The organism is Olavius algarvensis spirochete endosymbiont, from assembly GCA_900608495.1.
In the GTDB taxonomy this organism is placed as follows: domain Bacteria; phylum Spirochaetota; class Spirochaetia; order DSM-2461; family DSM-2461; genus UBA2779.
In genome coordinates this window covers 40,471-64,065 of record UWYT01000252.1, presented here as the reverse complement: position 1 = coordinate 64,065, position 23,595 = coordinate 40,471, and the positions used below count along the sequence as shown (strand labels likewise).

Annotated in this window: 17 protein-coding genes; 13 read left to right on the top strand and 4 right to left on the bottom strand. The window is 43.2% G+C overall.

Annotated elements, in window-relative coordinates; translation table 11 throughout:
- The 10 genes from S1OALGB6SA_RS10315 to S1OALGB6SA_RS07810 form a co-directional block, all read left to right on the top strand.
- The coding region (locus tag S1OALGB6SA_RS10315) for an alpha-amylase family protein (protein ID WP_195910374.1) at positions 1-1,255 on the top strand (1,255 nt) is incomplete at its 5' end.
- 52 nt (positions 1,256-1,307) lie between these two features.
- Positions 1,308-2,363 (top strand): glycosyltransferase family protein, encoded by a 1,056-nt coding sequence (locus tag S1OALGB6SA_RS07850; RefSeq protein WP_124033097.1) that lies wholly within the window; start codon positions 1,308-1,310, stop codon positions 2,361-2,363.
- Positions 2,364-2,395: 32 nt separating this feature from the next.
- Complete coding sequence (locus S1OALGB6SA_RS07845) at positions 2,396-3,481, top strand: CDP-glycerol glycerophosphotransferase family protein (RefSeq protein WP_195910373.1); 1,086 nt, start codon at positions 2,396-2,398, stop codon at positions 3,479-3,481.
- Between the two features lie 40 nt (positions 3,482-3,521).
- Complete coding sequence (locus S1OALGB6SA_RS07840) at positions 3,522-3,737, top strand: hypothetical protein (RefSeq protein ID WP_124033095.1); 216 nt, start codon at positions 3,522-3,524, stop codon at positions 3,735-3,737.
- Positions 3,738-3,749: 12 nt separating this feature from the next.
- Positions 3,750-4,430 carry a YidC/Oxa1 family membrane protein insertase gene (locus S1OALGB6SA_RS07835; RefSeq protein WP_124033094.1) on the top strand — a complete coding sequence of 227 codons (681 nt, stop codon included), beginning with the start codon at positions 3,750-3,752 and terminating at the stop codon, positions 4,428-4,430.
- On the top strand, positions 4,430-6,247 hold the full coding sequence (locus S1OALGB6SA_RS07830) for an aminotransferase class I/II-fold pyridoxal phosphate-dependent enzyme (protein ID WP_124033093.1): 1,818 nt from the start codon (positions 4,430-4,432) through the stop codon (positions 6,245-6,247). Before S1OALGB6SA_RS07835 ends, S1OALGB6SA_RS07830 begins: the two co-directional genes overlap by 1 nt.
- Positions 6,248-6,714: 467 nt before the next feature.
- Positions 6,715-8,541, top strand: a complete 1,827-nt coding sequence (locus S1OALGB6SA_RS07825) for a DUF6056 family protein (protein ID WP_124033092.1) — start codon at positions 6,715-6,717, stop codon at positions 8,539-8,541.
- Positions 8,542-8,657: 116 nt separating this feature from the next.
- Positions 8,658-9,590 carry a glycosyltransferase family 2 protein gene (locus tag S1OALGB6SA_RS07820; RefSeq protein ID WP_124033091.1) on the top strand — a complete coding sequence of 311 codons (933 nt, stop codon included), beginning with the start codon at positions 8,658-8,660 and terminating at the stop codon, positions 9,588-9,590.
- Positions 9,587-10,990 carry a hypothetical protein gene (locus S1OALGB6SA_RS07815; protein WP_124033090.1) on the top strand — a complete coding sequence of 468 codons (1,404 nt, stop codon included), beginning with the start codon at positions 9,587-9,589 and terminating at the stop codon, positions 10,988-10,990. The genes S1OALGB6SA_RS07820 and S1OALGB6SA_RS07815 overlap by 4 nt, the downstream gene beginning before the upstream one ends.
- Positions 10,974-13,193: an LTA synthase family protein gene (locus S1OALGB6SA_RS07810; protein WP_124033089.1), complete on the top strand. Its 2,220-nt coding sequence runs from the start codon at positions 10,974-10,976 to the stop codon at positions 13,191-13,193. Before S1OALGB6SA_RS07815 ends, S1OALGB6SA_RS07810 begins: the two co-directional genes overlap by 17 nt.
- A 22-nt stretch (positions 13,194-13,215) precedes the next feature.
- On the opposite strand, the gene S1OALGB6SA_RS07805 is transcribed toward S1OALGB6SA_RS07810, so the two are convergent.
- From S1OALGB6SA_RS07805 to S1OALGB6SA_RS07795, 3 genes are read right to left on the bottom strand one after another with little or no spacing between them, the layout of a single operon-like run.
- Positions 13,216-14,358: a glycosyltransferase gene (locus S1OALGB6SA_RS07805; RefSeq protein ID WP_230204501.1), complete on the bottom strand. Its 1,143-nt coding sequence runs from the start codon at positions 14,356-14,358 to the stop codon at positions 13,216-13,218.
- Positions 14,348-15,730 carry an undecaprenyl-phosphate glucose phosphotransferase gene (locus tag S1OALGB6SA_RS07800; RefSeq protein ID WP_124033088.1) on the bottom strand — a complete coding sequence of 461 codons (1,383 nt, stop codon included), beginning with the start codon at positions 15,728-15,730 and terminating at the stop codon, positions 14,348-14,350. The genes S1OALGB6SA_RS07805 and S1OALGB6SA_RS07800 overlap by 11 nt, the downstream gene beginning before the upstream one ends.
- A gap of 3 nt (positions 15,731-15,733) precedes the next feature.
- Complete coding sequence (locus S1OALGB6SA_RS07795; RefSeq protein ID WP_124033087.1) at positions 15,734-16,978, bottom strand: BamA/TamA family outer membrane protein; 1,245 nt, start codon at positions 16,976-16,978, stop codon at positions 15,734-15,736.
- Between the two features lie 189 nt (positions 16,979-17,167).
- On the opposite strand from S1OALGB6SA_RS07795, the gene S1OALGB6SA_RS07790 reads away from it, so the two are divergent.
- The 3 genes from S1OALGB6SA_RS07790 (at position 17,168) to S1OALGB6SA_RS07780 (ending at position 20,671) form a co-directional block, all read left to right on the top strand.
- Positions 17,168-19,054: a hypothetical protein gene (locus S1OALGB6SA_RS07790; RefSeq protein WP_124033086.1), complete on the top strand. Its 1,887-nt coding sequence runs from the start codon at positions 17,168-17,170 to the stop codon at positions 19,052-19,054.
- A 61-nt stretch (positions 19,055-19,115) separates the two neighbouring features.
- The gene (locus S1OALGB6SA_RS07785) at positions 19,116-20,153 is read left to right on the top strand and encodes a 3-dehydroquinate synthase (RefSeq protein WP_195910372.1); all 1,038 of its coding nucleotides are present in this window, start codon (positions 19,116-19,118) and stop codon (positions 20,151-20,153) included.
- Positions 20,154-20,245: 92 nt separating this feature from the next.
- Positions 20,246-20,671: a GtrA family protein gene (locus S1OALGB6SA_RS07780; RefSeq protein ID WP_195910371.1), complete on the top strand. Its 426-nt coding sequence runs from the start codon at positions 20,246-20,248 to the stop codon at positions 20,669-20,671.
- A 212-nt stretch (positions 20,672-20,883) separates the two neighbouring features.
- Here S1OALGB6SA_RS07780 and S1OALGB6SA_RS07775 read toward each other — a convergent pair whose 3' ends face one another.
- Positions 20,884-23,424, bottom strand: coding sequence for a helicase-related protein (locus S1OALGB6SA_RS07775; RefSeq protein ID WP_124033083.1), 2,541 nt, complete (start codon positions 23,422-23,424; stop codon positions 20,884-20,886).
- Between the last annotated feature and the right edge of the window lie 171 nt (positions 23,425-23,595).

Sequence of the window (23,595 nt, the reverse complement as noted above, 5' to 3'; positions counted from 1 at the left end):
GTTGCTTTGGTCAGAAAACGGTCTTGGTTTCGGATTCTGCGATGCCCCAGGTAACGAGGCTGAGATGGAAATATTCAATAGACTAGGCGCAGGCTACGTTCGCATGGGCGTCAGCTGGAGCTTGTTGGAGGGGGCTGACGGCGATTGGGATTTCAGCCGTTACGATCAGTTAATTATCAGTTCTGCAAAGAGCAAGCGCAGAATCATTTTGATGCTAAGCTACGATCATCCAAAAGTCCGTCACAAGGGTAACAGAAAACGCTATATCAGCGTCGAGTATATCCCAGAATTTCTCACATATGTGGAAAAAGTATATGACCGCTGGGGGGAATTAATAGCGGGTTTCGAGATATGGAATGAACCCAATATGAATTTATTCTGGGACGGCAGCGACAGTGAGTTTTTTGAGTTATGCAGTGAAACCGTTTCGTATCTGAAAACGATTGCACCCGAAATACCGGTGGCGGTTGGCTCCATCATGCTAAATCCATGGATTGGAGGAAGAAGCTATGCGAGAAAGTTACTTGATGCGGGCATACTCGAAGGGGCTGACGCTCTTTCAATCCATCCCTATGGATACTGGATTCCGACTCAGGCAAAATGGGTTGCCGGTGTTAGAAAGGACATGGATGACAGGGGTTACGATTCCAAAGAACTCTGGATAACCGAGGTGGGATATCCCACAAAATCTCTTTATCCTTATAGAGTTACCGTCGAAGCCCTCCCTCTCAAAATAGCCGAGAGCTTAATCAGATTAACCGCCGCGGGAGCAAGGATAATAACCTGGTTTCAGTTATATACCACAATGGAGAACGAGAAGGATTCCAAAGGATTTGAAGATGCTTCCTTTGCCCTTCTTTACAGGGAATCGGATGGAAATTACATCCCTAAGAATGGCTTGGAAACCTGGGGCCGGGTTGCAAGCGCATTGACAGGACTGGAATACATTGAGAAATTGACAATTCTTGAATCTCCAACAGATAAAACCGTCCATGCGTTTAGCTACGGGAACAGCGAGGGGAAACGGGTACTCTTTCTTTGGTCGAAGATTGGTATTCAAGAACTGGACCTGTCCGATATCAAATCAGATGTTATAATTCAGAACGTCGTAACCGGTGAAGTTGAGTCGCAAAATGCAGCGATTCAACTTGATAGAGAGCCTATCATGTTTTCCTACCACTCGACTTCGCTGGAAAGCAAAATAACTATTAGCGGGGACGATGCAGTCAGAAAAATTAGAATTGGGGGATTCTAAACGGCGAGTTCTTCTTGTCTCCTCATATCCATTCTCCCGAACGAGTAGGGGTATGGATGTGCTGACAGAAGCCTTTGAACGAGAGGGTTGGGATGTGGATCATCTGAACTTTCCACGAGCATTCTACACGCCCAAAATACCCCCTCCGCCAGGTATCAAGGTTAGTTGCTTGCGGCCTTCGTTTACATGGCTTCCATATGTCGATAGGTTTATGTGGTGGATTCCCCGCTGCTTGTTTGAAATCATCCGCCTGATCAACATCCGATCATTGGGCAATGTGGTCAACCTCTCCTCATATAGTTTTGTAGTACTTGAGAGTGGCAAACCCCTATTGTTGCTGCCCGAAATACCAGAAACTGCGAAAGTAGTTTATCGTCAATCGGATTCTGTGAATCTCGCTTTGGGCAGAGGACGTTGGTATTGCGAACTCGAAAATCAAGTTTTTAGGATCTCATCGTTAATTATTTTGAAAAAAAGCATATACAAGAACTATGTTCCGAAGAATTGCTGGAATCGAACTACCATTATCGAGAATGGAATGGCACTTCCCGATGAGATATCAGCTAAAAATCCGTTCAGAGAGGGTAGTTTGAATGCTATCTATGTTGGCCTACATCCTTTGGATATGAAAACTCTTTTTTTACTGCTAAGAAGACTGAGGGATGTCGATTTCCATATAATAGGCCCCTGCCTGAATGCATTTCAGAGACAAATTCTGATTTTTTTTCCCAATTTCTTCTACGCAAAATTCCTAAGCAAGGAAGTCTACATGCCAATGCTGAAATATTCGGATGTTGCAATTTTTCCATTCATAAGAACAAAAAAAATGAAATGGTTTGGTTTAACCTCTAAATTCTTGCATTTCATGTACTTTAAATTACCGATAGTTTCCTATTACACCGGATTGCCGGGTGAATTTGGAGAACTTCCTGTTAAGTTTGCGGAAGATCGGATTGATTTTGTCGACAAAGTTGCAAAATCAATCATGAAAAAACCGATTAAGTATGCGGTTGATTTTGATTATTATTCTCCGCGGATGCGAATGAACGAATACCGCCAAGTAGTACGAGATTTATTAAAATCTGACAACAAAACAGCTGCATGCTAAAAACCATACGCCTACTCAAGAAATTCCATGGATTGCCTAAAAAATATCGCGAAATAGTTTTTTTTTCCGAAGGCGGCAATTACTGGAATACCATGGCTCCGATAATTAAATCCCTGCTCAAGAAGAACAGAGCGTTTGCCTATCTCACGATGGACAATGACGATCCAGGTTTATGTCTGGATTCAGAGAATGTCGTGAGTTTTTGTTTAGGACGTGGAATGGGCTTCATATACTTCATGAACATGCTAAGAGCAAATCTTGTGGTTATGACGACGCCTGGTCTCCAAACGCTTACGATTAAACGGTCACCCAATGTCAAGCACTACATCCATGTGATTCATTCACCTACGGGTGTATCTTTCTACCGTAAATTCTCCTTCGATCATTTTGACACTGTGATGTGCTCAGGGGAACATCAGATTGACGAGATTAGAAGGCTCGAGAAGATTAGGAATAGCAAGCCGAAGCTTCTAACAAAAACAGGGTTACCCTATATGGATGTATTGAACGCCCAGTTAAAAAGCTCAAGAAGGGATCGCCAAAAAGAGAGAGCAAACATCCTATTGGCCCCTACCTGGGGTTCCAACAGTGCACTTACTCGATATCGTATGAGGCTAATAGATGTTCTAGCGAGTACAGGGCTTGATATCATTATTCGTCCCCATCCCCAACAATTGAAATCAGAGATTTCATTGATAACTGAACTGGAAACGGCGAGCAAGAGCATTGAACATATTAGTTGGGATTTCGATTCATCTGGCCATAAGAGCATGCTTTTTTCGGATATCATGGTTTCGGATCTTTCGGGTGTCATTTTCGACTATGCATTCGTGTATGAGAAACCTGTGATTACATTGGATTATGAACTTGATATCAAGAACTTCGAACATGAAGACCTTGAAGGGCCTGTCTGGGAACGGGAGATTGGACGATCCCTTGGGGCCGTTGTATCGGATGATAACTTGGATATGCTTCCAAAAATCATTATGAATATTTTATCGCGGAGAAATCTGAGAAATGAAATGAGAGAACTGAGAGAAACATCAATATTTAATTTTAATCATGCGGGGGAAGTTGCCGCAAAACAGCTGATTGAACTGCTGGAGGCTTCCCCATAGCTACTTGTTTTCCCATAATACCCGATGGAGGGATAAGATATTGCGAATTTTGTATTTCAGCTTCTTTCTTCTAATGATTTCCATATTTCCTGTCTTTGCCTACCTTGATCCAGGTACCGGAAGCATGGTTGTTTCGGCTATCATAGGCGCAGTTGCGACGCTGGTGTTCATTTTCAAGGGGTGGTTCTTCAAATTGTTCGGACTTCTCAAAAAGGGCAAGAAGGCCGAAGACAGGGAAAAAGTCGACAAAAAGTAGTCGCTGAATAGCATGGGAATCTTTGAACTAATCTTTATCGCACCTCTTAGATTCCTCATGAATCTAGTTTTTCAAGGAACCACTTCCCTGACGGACAATGTTGGAATCAGTATTATCGTACTTAGTCTTGTTGTTAATACGGCGTTGCTGCCTCTCTACTACCTTGCGGAAAAATGGCAGGATACCGAAAGGCGCTTGCAGCGTACCCTGGCGCCGCGGCTAGCAGCAATAAAGGAAGCCTGCAAAGGAGAGGATCGCTATAAAAAAACAGTAGAGCTATATAGGGAGTTCAATTACCACCCGATAAAGAGCCTTCGAACCAGTTTCGGATTTCTGATACAAATCCCTTTTTTCTTTGCGGCATACACGCTTCTATCTCATAATCCTATACTGGAGAGTGTTTCGTTTCTTTTTTTCGAAAATCTGGGGCGCCCCGATGCTGTTTTCAAATTTGCAAGTCTGTCGGTTAACGTGTTGCCTGTTATAATGACACTACTCAACATTCTATCATCCCTTGTGTATGCGAGAGATTTTGGGGTTGGCGAGAGGGTTAAGCTTCTCATAGTTGCGGCAGTATTTCTGCTTTTGCTTTATAATGCCGCTTCCGGACTTGTACTATATTGGACTACAAGCAACTTCTACTCGCTGGTCAAAAACTTGATACACAGCTTTATCCAAAACGGGAACAGCTAATGCAGGCAATGATTCTTGCCGCCGGAATGGGGAAGCGACTTGGGGAATATACTGACGATAACACAAAATGTATGGTTCGGATTGGTGGAACCACACTTATAGACAGGATGCTAAATAACCTGACTCGGCATGAGATTAGTCGAATTATTCTGGTAGTTGGATACAAGGGTGAGAAAGTTAAATCCTATGTCGGTAGCTCATGGAACGGAGTAAAAATCATCTATGTTGAAAACCCAATTTATGACAAAACCAACAATATTTATTCCCTATATCTTGCCAGACACCTGCTACTTGAAGAGGAAACCCTGCTCTTAGAAAGCGATCTGATTTTTAGCAGCGATGTACTGCCAAGAATAATTAACGATTCCTGGGCTTCCTTAGTTCTGGTGTCAAGATTTCAATCATGGATGAATGGAACAGTAGTTAGGATTGATAAACATAGGCGAATCAAGGAGTTTGTATCAGGAGGGAATTTCAGTTTTCAAAAGGTAGAGAAGTATTTCAAAACTGTCAATATATACAAATTTTCTGTAGATTTTTCCAAAAATAAGTGTCTACCTTTTTTGGAAGCTTATCTCAAATCCATAGGATATAATGAGTATTACGAGCAAGTGCTAAGTGTGATTAACTTTCTTGATAATGGCGAACTGCGTGCCTGCGTCCTGGACGAAAAAGATCTTTGGTATGAAATAGATGATAAACAAGACTTGGATGATGCCGAGATACTCTTCTCGAGCGAAGAGGAAAAACTAGAAAAAATACAGAACCGTTTCGGTGGATATTGGCGTTATCCCGGATTAACGGATTTCTGCTATCTGGTAAATCCCTTTTTCCCAAATCGCAGACTTCTGGAAGAACTTAGAAGTAACTTCGATATATTGCTTTCTGAATACCCATCAGGCATTGATGTTCAGAACCTCCTGGCTTCTAAACTTTTCAATACCAGTAAGGAGTACATTGTCACGGGAAACGGAGCCGCCGAGTTAATAAATATCATTATGAAAAAAACCGGCATTATTACTGGATTTGTTACGCCGACATTCAACGAGTATCATCAACGAATTGAAAAGAAAAGTGCAAAATTCTATAACCCTGACAATATGGACTTCAGATATGGAATAGATGAGTTGAAGGAGTTCTCAAAGGGTCTTAGCAGATTAGTATTGATTAATCCCGATAATCCAAGCGGCAATTTCATAGAGAAAAAGGATGTACTAAAACTCCTCGAGTATTTTTTGACAAAAGGTATACAACTGATATTGGATGAATCCTTTGTGGATTTCTCAACTGAGGGCGAAGAGGATACGCTTATTGCCGATGCAATTCTCAAGACGTTCCCGAATCTGATAGTGATAAAGAGCATAAGTAAGAGTTATGGAATCCCAGGGCTTAGGTTAGGGGTGGCAGCGAGTTCCAATATAGCCTACCTGGACGAGATTAAGAGGGGACTTTCAATATGGAATATCAACTCATTAGCGGAATTTTTTCTCCAAATAATTAGCAAATATAAGGATAAGTACGTAAATGCATGTAGAAAGATTGTCAGAGAGAGAAAACGATTCTGTAGTGAGCTTTCTGTAATTCCTCAAATCAGGGCGATACCTTCACAGGCAAATTTTGTTACCTGTGAGATTCTTGGAGGAATGACAGCTACGGAGTTCACAAGAGCACTTCTCATTAAACATGGAGTGTTTATCAAGGATCTTACGGGAAAACTTGGTATTCCGAACAACAAGCAGTATATCAGATTAGCGATTAGAAATAAATTGGATAACAATAAACTTGTGGCCGCGATAAAACAGGAACTTCTTGCATGAAATTGACAGTGATTTCCCCCTGCTACAACGAGAAATAGATTATAAAGTCGAATCAGTGTTGAGATCGAGGGCGATGTTTATGATTTCACGTCTGCATACTCAGGATTTCTCGGGATTCCGAAAGATTTTGTGTGTTTGCATATGGGATTCCGAAACTCTCAAATGGGCATCCGATAGCATTTCCACTCCAAAATTACGCAGCGCATGCAATGAAAGTCAATCATTAATTAGAAAATTCAGGCTACACCGCCGTAATTTAAACCAAGCACTATCGGCGAGAATTTGGCGAGAGATTTTTCCAGAATCTTCTAATTGATTAGTTGAGAGATTTATAGGTATTATCTGGCGGCGAGTTTTTATGAAGTCTAAGAATTGTCCGCCTGGAATGTTATCGGTTTGTTTTGACTGACGATGGTGTAACTTCGGGGGGGGTGCCCAGCTTGATTTTTTGTGGAGGGAGGAGTAGAATGGCAGCGAAATCTGATGTCAATACTGTTCCCGGGAATAGTTTCGTGCGCAAGATATTCCAGCATAATCGTTTTCCGATTAGTGGCTCCAGGTACGCAGGACAGTATTATTTTTGGCTATCGATAGTACTAGTTGACTCCTGGTATCTCTATTTAAATCTTTGCATTCCATTATATGCAGATGACTACAGATACTCCCTGGTCTTCGGTACATCCCGGCATCTAGAATCGTTAACAGATGTAATAATATCGGGTCGGAATTTATATCAAACTTGGGGAGGGCGAATTGTTGCCGCGGGCATAGGGCAATTGGCGTTGCTGGGGAAATGGCAAACCACGGTTTTTCGTTTCTTAAACACCTGCGTTTTTTTGGGATTAAATCTGTTGCTCGTTGATTTTGGTAGGAGCAGGTACTGGGGCGGGAGTAATTCAACAGCTGCGAGCATAAATGGCGGCAGATCTGATTACGGGCGACCGAGGTGGATGCTGTTTCTTATCAGCTTTTATCTTTTCTGGCTATTTGTTCGGACTCTGGGGGAGACAACGCTTTGGCTCATGGGCAGTGTTAATTATCTCTGGATACTTTTTTTTTATTCTACTACTCCTGAGACTTTCCATAACGCTATATACCAGAAACAGTTTTCCAATCTTGATTTTGCATGTATTGATGGGATTTTTTGCCGGGTGTGGGTACGAGTCCACCTCACTTACGGGCCTGATATTTTTTTGATTCTTTTTTTCAGGCAGGAAAAAGGATTCAGGCGGATATCTTGGCAGATACCGGGTTTCTTAGCCTATCTTGCCGGCTATATTCTATTGGTTGCGGCGCCCGGAAATACAATTAGGGCAGAATACTTTGGTGTAGATGGAACATTCTTTTCCTTACTTGTCAACAATATTCCACACTATGTGAAATTACATATTTTTTCATGGGAAATCCTGCTCTTATTGCTGGTTTTAGTTTTGGTGGCACTTAAGAAGTTAGGTCGTATCGATTGGACAACCTGGGTTTTTATAGGAGCTGGTTTTTTCAATAACGGATTGATGCTGGTTTCCCCAACGTTGCCAATGAGATCCAGCTTTGCATCATCAGCGTTTTTTATATGCTCCATTCTTTCACTCCTGTCAAATCCAAGTCTAGTCACTAGGCGGGTTTTAGTCTGGATTCTAATCGCATTCTCTGCCATATCGATAGTTCTGGCTTTCTCAGATGGAATCTCATATTGGGAATGGAGAGTATTGGATAAGGAGCGAAAGTCTATTGCCAGAGCGGCGCTGGAAAATGATGAATCGACAGCGGAATGGCCGCTCCCAAGCATGCGATTTAATCAGCGGGTTTTTGAAAGAGATATTAAAGGTAGTTCGAGTTATTGGGTAAACGAGGCTGTTGCAAACTACTACGGATTTGATGCTGTGTTCGGGAAGGAACCAGGACTTGAGTACTACTATGAATCTGAACCTTGGTTGTCTGCAAATAGAGATTTAGGTGATGTGAAATTGATTGATATTTCCAAGTACTGCGATGCCAGGCGATGTTTTTTGTATTTCCGTCTCAGCGCAAACAAAGGCTTGGATGTCAATTGGGACAACTTATCCTTTCGTTTCTATTACACATATTCAGGATCGCTGCATAAAAGAATCATAGGGCTATTACCGGATAAGTTCTTCAGGAAATTTGGAGCCAAAGGAATCATAATGACTCCACCTCACAGGGCTGAGGATAGTTACATATTCGTATACGCAATTCCCAAAGAGCATTCTGCTATCAACAGAATTGAATTCAGCGTAGAATCAGGATCTGAAACTTATCGATGGTCAAAGAAGTAAAAATGAACATCCTGACAAAAATCAGAAATCAACAGGGGAGCATGAAATTTGATTCTCCTAGGATGTAATGTAAGTTACCTGAGGCATACATGGAAGTATGATAGTGGAGCTGTTTGATGAAATTGACAATCATTGTCCCTTGCTACAACGAAGAGCAGGTTATAGGAGCGACTCACAGACGTTTACTTAAGGTAATTGACAATGCCCACTGGGATAGCGAAATATTGTATGTAAATGATGGTAGTACTGATGACACAGTGTCCATGTTAAGCGATTTTTCCAACAGGGATTCAAGGGTTTCTGTCATTTCTTTTTCCCGGAATTTTGGGCAACAAGCGGCAGTCAGCGCCGGAATACATCAATCCTGCGGGGAATATGCCGCCATCATCGATGCCGATCTCCAAGACCCCCCTGAGCTTATTCCAGAGATGCTGGCTTTGTGCCTCAAAGAGAAGGCAAACATGGTCTATGGCCGCAGAAGGATTAGGAAGGGCGAAAATCGATTCAAGAAGTGGACAGCCAGTCTTTATTGCAGGCTGTTAAATAGACTTTCGGAATATCCAATTCCTCTTGATACCGGCGATTTTCGACTTATCGATAAGAGGGTGATCAAAACCTTTAAATCCTTGTCGGAAAAGAACAAGTACCTTAGGGGGCTCTTCGCCTGGATGGGGTTTAAGCAACTCGAATTCCTTTATGATAGAGATGCCAGAGCTGTAGGAGAAACAAAGTATCCACTTACTAAAATGATGCGTCTAGCCACCGATGGTTTGATTGCAATTAGTCGTAAGCCACTAACCGTGGCGCTTCATGTCGGCCTTGTAACCGTGGCTGTTTCGTTAATTCTTGCATTGTATGTATTCGTTTCCTATTTCTCTAAATACATAACGACTGTGCCCGGCTGGGCTTCTGTGACCCTAATCATTATATTTTTTAGTGGTGTCCAGCTCCTTACTATAGGGATTATAGGGACCTACCTCGGTTGCATTTTCGATGAGGTTAAGGAGAGGCCCGAATATATCATTGTGAACGATAACGAGAAGTCGTGACTCAGAGAATTCCAAGATTGCTTGTGCTCACAGTAATCATTATCCTAATCGTATTATACATACCATTTCATAATCGCTATCGAAATGAACACATAGATGACGCCTGGAGTTTTTCTTGGGCCTATGGGTATTGGACTGAGGGTGATGTCTATGATTCCGTATTTGGATATCTTGATGGAGATGGGGGAACCTCGATCTTTGGAAGAACTTATGCATTTATATATGGAGCATGGGGTTCGGCGACTTCGTGGTCGAGACCAGCCGGATATGTACTCTCAACGCTCTTTCTTTTTGGTGCCGCGGCCCTATGGAGAAAGAATCTTCTAATACTCGGATACTCTTCTCCGATTATACTGAGTTTTGTATTGATAATGCTTCTAATGGAGGCGTACTATGGAATGGCACATCGACTTCGAAGCGATGCCCTGGTGCTGTTTCTATCCACGCTTTCCCTGACGCTGTATCTTTGCAAACGTCCGTTTTTTTCAGCTATAAGCTTGTGTGTTGCCGTCGAAACCCATCCCTATGGAATGGTTGGCTTATTTTATATATTGAGTGTTGTTCTAAGCGAGTTGATAGGCACTGCAAAGCAGAATCGCCGATATCCTCCTGCCGACGTATTCCGATTTCTTCTCGGCGGTTTGCTGGGTTTTGGATACTATATGGCACTTCACTATAAATGGCTTGAGGGTCTTTCAGACACATTGAATCGCATCGGAGGGAATTCAATATTTAAGTACTTTTTCGATCACAGCTATTCCTGGAGGCATTGGCCCGAACTTGTAGTGATAGCCGTAGGAGTTTCAGTGTTCATAATTCGAAGAGAGTATCGTAATGATAAATTTATTCCTATTTTTATCTGTATGATGCTTCTGTTTTCCATTCTTCTGCCAAGGGCAAATCACCAATACATTGTTTTCCTATACCCACCCTTCATATTGTTACTTCTGTATATGAGTGCCAGATTGAATTTTCTACCTGTCTTCATGGCTGGCTTCCTGTTGTTTCAGATTCCCCAGTATGCATGGCTGTTTTGGAATCAGAGGGATTTTTCTTGGCCCAATTATGTTGAGCGACTGAGGAAAATCATTCCGGAAGACAAAGATGCCATGATTTATGGCCCATCGAGCGCTTGGTTTGCTCTGTATAAGTATAACTATGTAGCCTACGGATATTTTCAGAGAGCCGAAGTAGATGAAGCGCAATTGCCGGAAAAAATGTATGTTATCAGAAATTGCAATATGCAAAAGGAGGGCGGCGTTGTCGATCTTCAGAACATTGAACAATATTATAAAAAACAAAGAATAGAGGAATGGTTCGAGCCAGGGCATTTTAAATATCACGTATCATATTGGAAACTTGATCGGTCTCTCAATGGTATAGATGACAACAACTTCTAGAAAAAGCATAGCGATTCCAAATAGATTGGAGGTATTGGCCGCAATCATTGGATTGCTAATCCTGATTCCAGCAATAATACTGGATAAGCATCTACTCGTTTTCAAGGTGTCTCTTTCCATAACCCTTGAGCTGCTCATAATCTATCTGGCTTTTACTCAATTTCGACAACGGATAATTGACAGAAGGCGGGTACTACTTGCCCTTATTATTGTTGTATCGCTATTCATGCATGGGTTTTTGCTTCTACCAAACATATCTTCTATCAGTTACACAGAGTTGATGTATTTTATTTTGAGCCAAATCCCCGTGTTGCTACTGCTCACTCTCTATGCAGTAACTGATGCCTTCTCCAAGTCTCTGAATCAATTCTACAGACATGGGCGCAAACATCTAGACTCCCTTTTTATATGCGGTATGCTGCTTTGCTGCGGACTTATCTTCTTTTACTCACCTTTGACAATACATTCTTCGGACTTCGAATCCTTACCGTTCCCCTTGGTTCAGCTCATTCTTTGGCATCTTCTGTACTGCATGGCTTTCGTAGTCTTAACCTATCTGTTTTATCGAACCAGGCTAATGGAAATGCGGGGACTGATTGCTCCTCTGGCAGCGGTTATCGGCCTTAGCGCCTGGTTGTATACCTACATCTTGCCTGGAGACTATGGGCATCTAGATGTCATTCTGTTCTCGAACCCAGGATCACTTCTGGGTTTCGACCGGCTCTATGGAATCCGTGAGAAGCTGCTTCAAATCGCGGAAATAGTGCTTATTCTGATTACAGGATGCGGCCTGTATTATCTTGTAAGAAAGTTTTCACATGTCGCGCTTTGGGTATTGATTGCTTTGAACTTCATGGTATTGGGGCAGACAGCCATGAATGTATTCGTTAGTCCCGAGCTTTGGCGAGTTAATGGAAAGAGTGCTTATTTACCGGAAAATGCAAGGACTGTATTTCGGCTTTCAAGGGACAAAAACGTTTTGCTTTTTATGATGGATATGTTTACAGGCGGATTCATTCCGGAAATATTCGAATCATATCCGAGGCTTAGAGCCAGTTTCGAGGGGTTTGTATGGTATCCCAATACCATATCTTTGGGAACGGCCACATTTGCCGGGCTTCCTGGGATACTGGGTGGAGACGAGTTCGCTCCTCATAATGTGAATAACAATCCCGGAATCCCAATGAAGAAGCGCCTTTCCGAGGCCTATGGAGTATACTCTGAGGCCTTCAATGCTAGCGGCTACGAAACCGTTTATGTAAATCCAGTCTATTTCAACCTTGAAAAAGAGTCGGATAAGAGGGACATCACCGTTGTGCATCCTGAGTCCTTTGTCGAATACTGGCTTAGTTCCGATGAAGAAGCCTTGGAATTGAATCTTCATTACTCATCTGGACAATACGCGCTTATCTTCTCAGTTATCGGACTGTTTAAGGCATGCCCATTCGTACTTCGACCATTCATCTATACTCAGGGCAGATGGCTGAATATAAATCGGGGTGAATTGAACATACGCAATACTGTTAATCATTTGGCATATTTATCACTGCTGCGAAAACTGACAACAGTCGACATGGGGAAACCGGCATTCAAGTTCATAAATAACGAACTCACGCATTCGCCGTGGGCCATCGATAAAGAATTGAAAATAACAACTGAAACCACTGGCGGGCGTCGTTATTTTTCCGAATACGACTTCATGCTGGTAGATAGAGACGGGCCATATTATGCCTCCATTCGGGCCTTGATTGAGCTGGCCAATTTTTTTGATTGGATGCGTGAAAATGAGGTGTTCAATGAAAGCAAGATTGTCATTGTTTCCGATCACGGACACTATGGCCCGTCGCCATTATGGCCCAGATTACCTGTAATTAGAGCTCGCAATGGCGAAGGCGTAGAAGGTTCCGCCGCATATCATTCACTGTTGATGGTAAAGAATTTCAACTCTGAATTCAAGTTTAAACAGGATAATCGATTGATGAGTACGGCGGATACAGCGGCGATCATACTTTCAGCTTTGGGTGATACTAAGTGGATTGAAAAGGATCCTACGCGGAGGCCAGCACAACCTAGAGAAGTTGTCACAACTCTGACACCTGTTCCGCCTGAGAAGAACGAGAAAGATTCTTACAAAATTGAATATCAATTCTCGATTTCCGGCGATCCTTCACAACCAGAAAACTGGCACCAGGATTTTCCCTAGCTAGAACTCGTACTCTGTGTTCTTAGAGCACTCTGTGTTCAATGCTGGAAAAATCATTTAGCGCTTCCAGTATAAAACCTTGGAGTTTTGACAGGAAAATCTTCCTGTCATATTTCTCGGCATGATGTCTAATTTTGACGCTGTCCCAGTGGTGGTTTTCAAGTTCTCTGATTCCATTGATGAGTGAGTCCTCTGCCTGCTCATCGAAAAACACACCTGTCAAACCAGGAATTACCGTATCTAATGCGCCACCCCGCCCCAAGGCGACTACTGGCCTCCCGCAAGCCTGAGCTTCAACCGGAGTAATACCAAAATCCTCAAATGCGGGGAACAAAAAAGCGCGACAGTTGCGATAGTGCTCCCTGATTCTGCTATCTGAGACCTCTCCCAAAAAGAAGATTTGCGGGCCCGCTAGTTTCTTCAGCCTTTTTTCCTGTGGACCGCTGCCTATTATTATCAACTTTCTGCCCAATTTATTGCAGGCCTTGATAGCCAAATCTACTCGCTTGTATGCAACTAATCGTGATACGACAAGATAGTAATCATCGCATCTATCAGGATTGGAATCTGGCGAATAGAAGTCAGTTCGAACTGGAGGATGAAGAACCGCAGCATCTCGTCGATAGGTTTTCGAGATTCGAGCCGCAACTTCTCTTGAGTTAGCAAGATACTTATCAACTCTAATTCCGGAAAGAGCATCCCACTGGCGGATACTGGACATCTGAATTCTCATTGCCAAGCGGGTTAGAAATCCAACTTGCCTGATATAGTCTGGATAAAGTTCCCAGGCGTATCGCATTGGTGTGTGAACATAGCTGATATGGAGTGTGCTTGCTGAGCTGATAACACCCTTGGCGCAGCATGATGAACTCGACAGTATCAGATCGAAATCACTAAGATCGAATTCTTCAAATGCCCTGGGCATTAAGGCAAGCATTTTTCTGTAGTGCTTTTTTGCGAAAGGGACTCTCTGCATATAGGAAACTAAGATACGGTTTTCAGCAAACATGCTCCCCATCGTCTTCCTATCGTATACAGCGGTGAAAATAGAAGCCTCTGGAAACAGATAAGCAAATTCCTTGAGAACCCGTTCAGCGCCTCCAGGAGATATCAACCAGTCGTGCACCAACGCAACTTTCAACCCGTTTAGGGAATCAATAGGCATTGGGATTCACGAATCCTCGAAGGAAGGTTAAGAACAGAATCTTGATGTCCAACCATATCGACCAGTTTTGAATATAATAAAGGTCGAATTCAATTCGTTTTTCCAAGCTGGTGTTGCCTCGCCAGCCGTTTACTTGGGCCCAGCCTGTGAGTCCCGATTTCATCTTATGACGCAGCATATACGAAGGTATCTGGTTGCGAAATTTTTCGATAAGAGCCGGCCGTTCCGGCCTTGGACCTACCAAGCTCATATCCCCTTTTAGTACATTCCAAAATTGCGGAATTTCATCAAGTGATGTTTTTCGTAGAAAAGCTCCGAATGGTGTTATTCGCGAGTCATTTCTCTTTGTCCACACCGTGCCGGATTTCCTTTCCGAGTCAACAAACATCGAACGATATTTCCACATGATAAATAGTTGTCCATTTTGCGACACCCTCTCCTGGTTATAAAAAACTGGTCCTCTGGAACTTACTCTCACGATAATCGAAATTAACAGGAAAGCAGGGGACAAAATAATCAGAGCCAGAAGGCTTCCCAGAATATCAATACCACGTTTGATTAGACTTTCCAAAATCGAAAGACGATGAGCATTTATCTTGAGCATGGGAATGCTGTGAAATGACTCGATTGTATATCCGATGAAAGTGTGCTCTATATCGGGCAGTATCCATACTGGAATCACTGTCTTGTTAAAATGTTCCAAAACAGTACTTTGACTCGGATAATCCTTAACTTCATAGCCAATAATCAGTGCATCTGGCGATTCTTCTCCCTGAACCGTAGGAATATTTTCGACCGAAGAGAGTTCCGGGATATCGAGTTTCCCGGCCTTGCCCCGGGAATCCAGCCAGCCTATTATCCTGAGCCCCAGTTCGGGAGTTTGAATTACCCTTTGTGCATATTCAAGAATTGATTTATTCGCGCCTATCAACACCATTTGTTTGAGATTGAACCCCTTACGCCGGCGCAGTATTAGAAGTGATTTCATGAGAAGTCGACTAGCTAAAGATAGGGAAACAACCGAAATGCTATAAGTAAGCAGCATAATCCTAGACAGTCTGGAGGGGTTTAAGGCATACAGAAGAACAATTACCGTGGAAATGGCCTGAAAATGCGATTTGAAAACTGAAAGTAATTCATGGTGCCAGGAGAAATAGCGCTGCGATGTATATAAATCATTGTGAGAAAAGAATAAGAGTGTGATAACAGCCACCGCTACGCCAATCATGGGAATCTCTAAATTGGAATAATCGATATTGGAGGCCATCAGGCCAAATCGCAGAATGTATGCGCCATTCCAGCAAACTGTTACAATGAGGAAATCAAATATGCGATACAGAACCATTGTGGAATTTCTCTGATTTCTTATCATTGATTAATAGAATAACGAACTTGTTATTGAAATTTCCAGACTGTCAAGCAAATCTTCTTTGTCGAAACGCTTAGGATCAATTCCAACAGATCCGGTTGCCACGAGATTGGGCAGGACATCGATGTACAAAACCAAATCGAAACCTATACCATAATTGTAATCTCGAAGGGAATTGAAGCTTTCATTGTTATAGACGATGCCTAAATCGAAGAAGGGATGGATTTGTGCATCCCAAACTTTCTCGAAACGCCAGAACTGAAAGGCGAGACTTGTATTGAGCACGGCGCCGACATAACCGGACATTACGTTGTCGCGAACACCACGAATTAAGGATGCCGGAGTTTTAGGCACGCCCCAGTGGTAAAATGCAGTCATGCGGGTGTAGAGGTTGAATCTCTTCCAAAATGGCAGATAATAAGAAGCGGAAGCATTGATACTGCTGGAGAATTGAAATTTTCCGTTGTTTGTCACACCGAAACCATAAGAGTTGAATAGTCCTGTGGTAAAACCTTTTCTAAAATTCTCAACCCAATCCACCTCTCCATATCTCAATCCATGAGATGGAGCAAACTCATATGGTCGTTTTGAATTTGGTCCAAGATTTCCAGAATAATTGTATCTGAAACTGGCTCCTAAACTCACCAGGTAGTTCAGTTTCTTATAGAGTGCAAAGGATGTCCCAACATTCAAACTTGTGAGATAGTATCCATAATAGTAAGACTTGGAAGGAGTCAGAATATCTTCAAAATCTTCTTCGTTGTAACTCTGCCGCATCGAAACAGAGAGAAAAATTCCTTTGCTCAATCTGATATCCGATATGGACGGATTGATATCCCATCCGCCAATTTCCCACTTGTTTTCAGAATCTTTTGGTTGAATACTGATACCCATACCCAGATAGACATTCGTCATAGTCCCAAGGAAATTGTTCCAGTAGATTTTGGATCCCAGTCGAACACCGGTATTTGAGTTGTATTTAGGATAAACGATTGGAGTAATTGTTATGGCATCGACAACGGAAACAATAACCATGAAATTATGAATATTTGCCTCTGTATAAAGCTGTATGATATCTGTGTTTACTGATTCAAAAACCCTGGCGTTTACAAGTTTCTGATGCTCGTCTTCAACAGATTCTTCCAGAATTTCCAATGAAGGAAAACTCATTCCGGCCTCTAGATTCGAAAGGGCTCTAAGGGCTTTTTCCTTAGTGCTGCCATCAATCGAATAGATTATTTCTTTTATCATGAATACATCATCTTCACTATGCATTGCATGCAAACTTGTGTTTGGGAATCCGAGGCAGATAGAAATAAGAATCAGAGTCTGACAAAATCGCCCCATCAAAGAAGTATATCGCTTAAAGGGCACTGGAAACAAGTATTTTAAAACCGTCGCTTATTTACAAAGGACAGATTTAGCTTATATTTTACTGATATGAGGAATGGCATACTAAGCAAAAAAAATCTAATTGCAACAGCACTTCTACCCTGTTTATTAACTGCCCTCTCGGCGCAATCTCACAATACAATACCAGTTACAGAGACAGCGCTCTATAATTTTCTGGATATTGCCAGAATTCGCGGATTTACAGACCCCATTAGAGCTGCCAAACCCTATGCCAGATCCCTTGTTGCTGCGATTCTCTATGAGATAGAGGAAAAGAAAGACAAGCTAAGTGAACATGAGCAGTCGGTTCTGGAAGATCTGATTGAGCGCTATGCAATAGATGCTGATAAGGCTTTTAATCTGGATGGTGATGTTCGGATTTCTCACGATATCTTCCCGACAACCTTTGGCGCGTACATAAAAGGTGAGATGAGCCTTGATATTGCCAGGAAAGATAGTTTGGGTGGCAACGGTTTGGTAAGCGTCTATATCAAGGGCGATGTTGGAAAACACGTATCCTGGGGGATCGATGCGACCTGGGGGGGATTTCTTGTGGATGACTACGATACAAAAAGAAGTTACGGGCCTGAAGGATGGACTCCCTACTCGTATACAAAGATTTGGGACGGTGGCTTGCATCCCATCTCCAGCTTGAGCAGCTTTGAGCAAATGCCAACCTCTCTATCGGCGGGTTATTCTTATACCCCCGAAATTGCAGCGACCTTTTGGGATAATCGCGTTGACTTACGATTCGGCAGGATTCGCCACGACTGGGGGATCGGGGAGGGGAGTCTTCAACTTGATTCGGATGCAAGACCCTTTTTTGCATTTGAATGGAACGTAACCCCGCTCAAACAAGTTTCCATATCCTCCATTGCCGGAATACTGGAATATGGGGAGAATTTTCGCAAAAACGATGATTATCACATAGAGTATACTTCAAGGGAGCAGCAAAATATGTTTTCCGCTCTTCATGTGGAAATAACTCCACTAGACTGGCTGTATTTGTCATTCTTTGATGCTGTTATCTATCTGAAACGTCCCGAATGGGGCTATGTCTTCCCGCTCATGAGCAAGTTCTTGAGTCAAAACAACACTGGCGACTTTGATAACCTAATGATGGGAGGTACAATAGGATTAACCTGGCCGGGTATCTTGCGGGCCTACTTCTCTGTTTATCTTGATGAGGCCCGCTTCACTGCAGGTGATTTCTTTCATAATACGGCAAATATGTACAGCTTTCAGACGGGAATCAAAATGCCGATTCCAAGCATACCCTGGTCTAATCTGACATTGCAATACACTAAAATTGAACCCTTCACATATACCCACTACTACTATGTTGACTCACCTTGGTATTCCCCCCCGGATTCTTCCGGTGATGATGGGAGAGGCGGCGAGCCGAACGGAGTTCCAGATTATGCAATGGATACGGGATACATGAATGGCGGTGAATCACTTGGCTATGGCCTGGAGCCGAATTCAGACGAAATAATGTTGAAACTGACAAGCCACTTTCGCCGTGGAATAACTTGGAGCGGTGAGTATCGCATGATTCGTCACGGTTTCCCAGGCAGCGTATCCGGAAGTACCTTCGATCCCTGGGGTTTTAGTCCTAAAAAAGAAACCCTTGAGTCCGGGAAAGACCCGGAAATACTGACTCCTGGGAAAGATCCAAATGGGGCATACAGTGGGAAAAAGAAGAATTTTCTGTCTGATGGCATATATGAGTGGTTTCATATCATCACCCTTGGCGGAACTCTGGACACAAGGCTTTGGAACGAACCTGTACAATTTAGCTTGCAGTATTCGTTCGTGGCTCTATACTACACCGATTTCAAAGAACAGGGTAATTTCAGGCCCATAAACAGTTCCTCCTACCCCAATACATTTCGAAATATCGTAACAATATCCATTGGAGTTTCGCCCTATTGAAGCATCGCCGTAGGGACCTACTAGACTGGGCTGAAGCGATTATACATGGCGTATGGCAGCTATGAGAAAAATAGCCTCAATTCCTTTCTTGGAAGGTGAATCCGCAGTTCTGCATGTTTCCGAGGAAGAGATTTTGCCCTCCGGCGAGTTCGTTACTGTAACTGACAAAAACATTGTTGAATTCTTTGCACCTGCCGATAGCAATCGAATGCTCAAGATGCCCCCCGGAGAGACTGCAAAGGCGTGGACATCGGTGGAGAAAATCTTGAATTTTGCCCTCTCTCTATCTTTGGGTAGGGATGGAATGATGCTGGGCTTTGGTGGCGGAGTGGTATGCGATGTCACAGCATTCGCGGCTTCCATATATATGCGAGGATGCAGATTGGTTCTGGTTCCCACAACCTTGCTCTCAATGGTGGATGCAGCAATCGGTGGCAAAACCGGCATTAACTTCGGAGGTTCCAAAAATATTCTCGGCACCTTCTATCCCGCGAATGAAGTTCGCATCTGCCCCAAATTGCTAAGAACACTTCCGGATTGGGAGTATAAGTCCGGCCTCGCTGAAGTAATCAAACATGCCATGCTGGAACCTAAAAAATACGGATTGTTGGACATCCTCTTAAGCAGGAGGGAGGCCATACTCTCTAGAGATTCGCGAATTTTGAACAGAATTATCCCTGCCGCCGCAAAGATTAAAGCTGATATAGTCAGTGCGGATCTTCGAGAACAGGGTAGAAGAGCCTATCTGAATTTAGGCCATACCTTCGGACACGCTTTAGAGGGGGCAACGAATTTCATTCGATGGAGTCATGGTGAAGCCGTTGCGTGGGGCATAAAAAAAGCTCTGGACTTGGGGGAACGCATGGGAATCACGAATCCTGATTGGGCTAAATTTTCCAGACGATTGTTTTCGGAGTACGGTTTTGATGATGTTAATCTCGAAGTTGAAAGCTCTAAGTTGAAAGAAGCCATGATACATGACAAGAAAAAACAGGGAGGGGAACTCCGCTTCATTCTGATGAGGGATGCGGGTGAAGTAACTGTGGAAAAGGTAAATCAATTTGATTTGGATTCAGTATTGGAAATTCGGAATGGCTGATTTCGCAGTAGCTAAGTTGACTATGCAGAGTAGTCGCTTCTGCAATGCCGTTTTCGACGGAGTATGAGGTGTCCGAGAAGAGTAAATTGTGGATGTCGCGTAAGTTTCAAAACGAGATATGGATGATGGTCCGCTATGGATTCGTGGGACTTCTAAACACTGGAGTATTCTCGTTAACTGCCTACCTGCTAAGTAGGAAAGGATTGCATTATGCCGTTTACACAGCCCTGGGCTACATTGTAGCCATAGTATTTAGTTTTTTAATGAACACTCTCTTTACCTTCAGAAAATCAGAATCTCCCAAATTGGGAATGTTCGGCAGGTTTGTTCTGGTTACAATAACACTGCTGATACTGGTACAAGGAATACAGGCCGGATTGATTGAAATCATGAACACAAAGGAAGTGCCTGCAATAATAGTTGGGATGCTGTTCTATACAGGAGTGGGGTATACACTCAATCGTCTTTGGGTTTTTGGGAAACAGAAAGGCGGACCGAAGAAACACTATGATAATTAGTTCTTTTTAGGGATGGAACAAGCATATCGGAGACAAGATGTGGCAATCAAGATAATGAAATACTTCCAAACGACAAATTAGACGTCTAAGATTATCCATTTGGTAATTGAGTGGACTTTCGAGGGACATCTCTGTATGGGTATTTGCCTCGATTCGCCGCGAAGGACAGTTCAATAAACTAAAACTTTGTCCAGGAAGATGACTCAACTCTCTTAGTATAAGAGCGATTCTATCTGCCTGTATGTGTCTCCCAATTTCGTTTTTTGTGACTTATGCGAATCTGTTTTCATGTAGTCGGCAAGACTCTCCAAGCTTTCAAGACAAGTGGAAATTGCCCCATGAAAGCTTTTAAGCGACCGAAACCAGAAATGACCCCTCCCATCGGAATAGAGGGTTACGAAGCCCATTCCACCCTTCTTCCGTCTTTTATTTTTACGCGTTACTTTCAGCAGATTTGGTAATTCGTCGATTAAATCGTCTAGGCGAGTATCGATATGAAAATTGCCGCGGGGTGCAGCTTCAATAAGATCTTTTTTAGGATCTAGCAAATTCACTGCCTTGATAATCGTATTCACCTTGCTATTTGGCAATACCTCATCATTACCTAACAGCAAGGTCCCTTGCATTGATCCGAAATCCGGCAGCGCCGCATCCCTCGTCTTAGCAAGTGCAGCATGAAGACGGTCCCATTGAATCAGTGCCCGCCTCTTGCTTCTTCTACCCGAGTTTCTTAAGAGTTTAAAACCCTCGCCGGCAATCCAAATTTGATTTGTTGTATCCTTCCTGGGCACACTTTCCCCAGCACCTTTTTCTCTTCGCCAGTTTGAGCCAAATCTTGTGCCTCCCCTTACCGATAGCCATTTCGGCAATTTCGGGTGAATATCCGGCAACCATGCCTTTTGCAGGGGCGAGACCGAGCGTGCATAAGTTCTGCTAGTTCGAACTATTTCGCCTGCAATGATGAACTCAGGAGTTTCCTTGAATAAAACCGAACCAGGATGAATCAGGATGTGGTCCGCGCCAACACTTCTGTAATCGAAGCGCCTGTCCCTCACGCAAATAAAGGGAATAAGGCCGCGCGCGCATGCCTTGATGAAGTTTTCGTTCGCTCCCCCCCCGCTTATCGATATGCTGTTCCGCTCAGTTATTTCTTCCAGCTGATCGGCTATCGCCACAATCTCATCCAAAATCTTTTTGTCCAGGTAATGGGCTTCGGCGAATTTCTGTCTATCCCTCGCTTCCGTATAATCCCCAAAAAGGTTGAGGTAACTCGCAAAATCCCCATGATGCTCCGATCGAAACTTGTGATGTGCCTTCCGCGCCTCCATTTCCTCTCCCCGTGGAAGTAAATAGGGTGAATTGGTAGAGAGAAATGCCGCGAGAATTATCACTTCCCTTATAACATCCGGATAACGCAAAATCGACTCAATTATCATCCGAGAATGTCTAGGCAGAAGAGGGTATGGTACCATTCTCTGTCCAATATCAGTCAATTCATCGTCTAAATCGAGGGCATCCAGAAGACGCAGAGCCGCAACAGCACCACGGATACCCCCGCCCTTAGGCGCACTGATAAAGGGAAAAGCTTCGAAATCCTTAATTCCGATTTCGGCCATGCGTAACACCACCTCTGCCAAATCGGTTCTATAGATATCCTCCTTGGTAAATTTCGGTTTCCTGTTGTAGCTAGCCTCCGAATAAAGCCGATAACAGATTCCAGGCTGGGTTCGTCCTGCCCTGCCTTCTCGCTGATTTGCCGAAGCCTTTGAAATCTCAGTTTCATTTAGAGAGTTAGTATAGGTATGCGGATCATAGAAATTCAGTTTAACAAGCCCAGTATCAATAACCGCAGTTATACCATCTATGGTAACACTCGTTTCGGCAATATTGGTGGCCACCACCACTTTGATTTTCTTCTTCGGAGCGGCCTCGAATACCTTTTCCTGTTCTTCACTCCCGAGACGTGCATAGAGAGGCATCACTAGAAGTTGCCCGCGTACGGAACAGGTGACAAGCTTTGCCACCGTATCTTTTATCATTTTTTCACCCGAACAAAAAATCAATATATCACCGCTGGGAACATCCTCTTTTTCAGGATTTCCTATCGCCGCAATCCGCTCAACCTTGGCAACAATCTTATCAATCAACATATCTTCATTCCCTTCGATGGGCGGAGGATCGTAGCAGAGATGAACTGGATAAACAGGGGTATCAATCGTTACGATGGGAGCCCCGTCGAAGTAGTCACTAAAAGTATGTGGATTCAATGTGGCAGATGAGATAATCACTTTTAGTTCCAGACGATGTGGCAAAATTCCCTTCAGTAAACCCAAAATAAAATCAATGTTTAAGGTGCGTTCATGTGCTTCGTCAATTATCAAAACATCATATCGACTAAGCCAACGATCGCCCTTCATCTCTTGCAAAAGAGTTCCATCAGTAATAATCTTTAATTTCGTATCTGAGCTCGTAACATCTTCAAAACGCATCTTATAGCCCACAAGTCCGCCTACTTCAGAATCCATATGACGCGCAATAAAATTGCAGACACTCATGGCTGCAATGCGCCTCGGCTGAGTAACGCCTATAAGACCCTTCTTTGCATACCCGGCTTCAAGCAGAATCACAGGCAGCCCGGTAGTTTTGCCCGATCCGGTCGGACTCTCAACTACAAGCACCTGTTCCCCTTCCAAAGCCTCAAGTATTCGATGTTTCTCTGAATAAACCGGTAAATTCCATAGAGAATTTTCCACACTATCCTCTCAAATTGGCCATCCCGCACACCAGTGTCCTCAAAAAACCGCCACCAGCACTCTAAACCCACCCTGGAGGGCCCAAGCCTTGTTTCCAATACTTCAGCACCCCAGCTAAACAAACAACTGGATATACTATACTAACGTCGATGCGTTGCTAACAACTAATTA

Excerpts from the sequence above, each read along its gene's own strand:
- S1OALGB6SA_RS07780 (WP_195910371.1), top strand. The coding sequence starts at position 20,246 with ATGTCGCGTAAGTTTCAAAACGAGATATGGATGATGGTCCGCTATGGA.
- S1OALGB6SA_RS07805 (WP_230204501.1), bottom strand. The coding sequence starts at position 14,358 with ATGCCTATTGATTCCCTAAACGGGTTGAAAGTTGCGTTGGTGCACGAC.
- S1OALGB6SA_RS07835 (WP_124033094.1), top strand. The coding sequence starts at position 3,750 with ATGGGAATCTTTGAACTAATCTTTATCGCACCTCTTAGATTCCTCATG.
- S1OALGB6SA_RS07795 (WP_124033087.1), bottom strand. The coding sequence starts at position 16,978 with ATGATAAAAGAAATAATCTATTCGATTGATGGCAGCACTAAGGAAAAA.
- S1OALGB6SA_RS07830 (WP_124033093.1), top strand. The coding sequence starts at position 4,430 with ATGCAGGCAATGATTCTTGCCGCCGGAATGGGGAAGCGACTTGGGGAA.
- S1OALGB6SA_RS07810 (WP_124033089.1), top strand. The coding sequence starts at position 10,974 with ATGACAACAACTTCTAGAAAAAGCATAGCGATTCCAAATAGATTGGAG.
- S1OALGB6SA_RS07820 (WP_124033091.1), top strand. The coding sequence starts at position 8,658 with ATGAAATTGACAATCATTGTCCCTTGCTACAACGAAGAGCAGGTTATA.
- S1OALGB6SA_RS07785 (WP_195910372.1), top strand. The coding sequence starts at position 19,116 with ATGAGAAAAATAGCCTCAATTCCTTTCTTGGAAGGTGAATCCGCAGTT.
- S1OALGB6SA_RS07790 (WP_124033086.1), top strand. The coding sequence starts at position 17,168 with ATGAGGAATGGCATACTAAGCAAAAAAAATCTAATTGCAACAGCACTT.
- S1OALGB6SA_RS07800 (WP_124033088.1), bottom strand. The coding sequence starts at position 15,730 with ATGATAAGAAATCAGAGAAATTCCACAATGGTTCTGTATCGCATATTT.
- S1OALGB6SA_RS07850 (WP_124033097.1), top strand. The coding sequence starts at position 1,308 with ATGGATGTGCTGACAGAAGCCTTTGAACGAGAGGGTTGGGATGTGGAT.
- S1OALGB6SA_RS07825 (WP_124033092.1), top strand. The coding sequence starts at position 6,715 with ATGGCAGCGAAATCTGATGTCAATACTGTTCCCGGGAATAGTTTCGTG.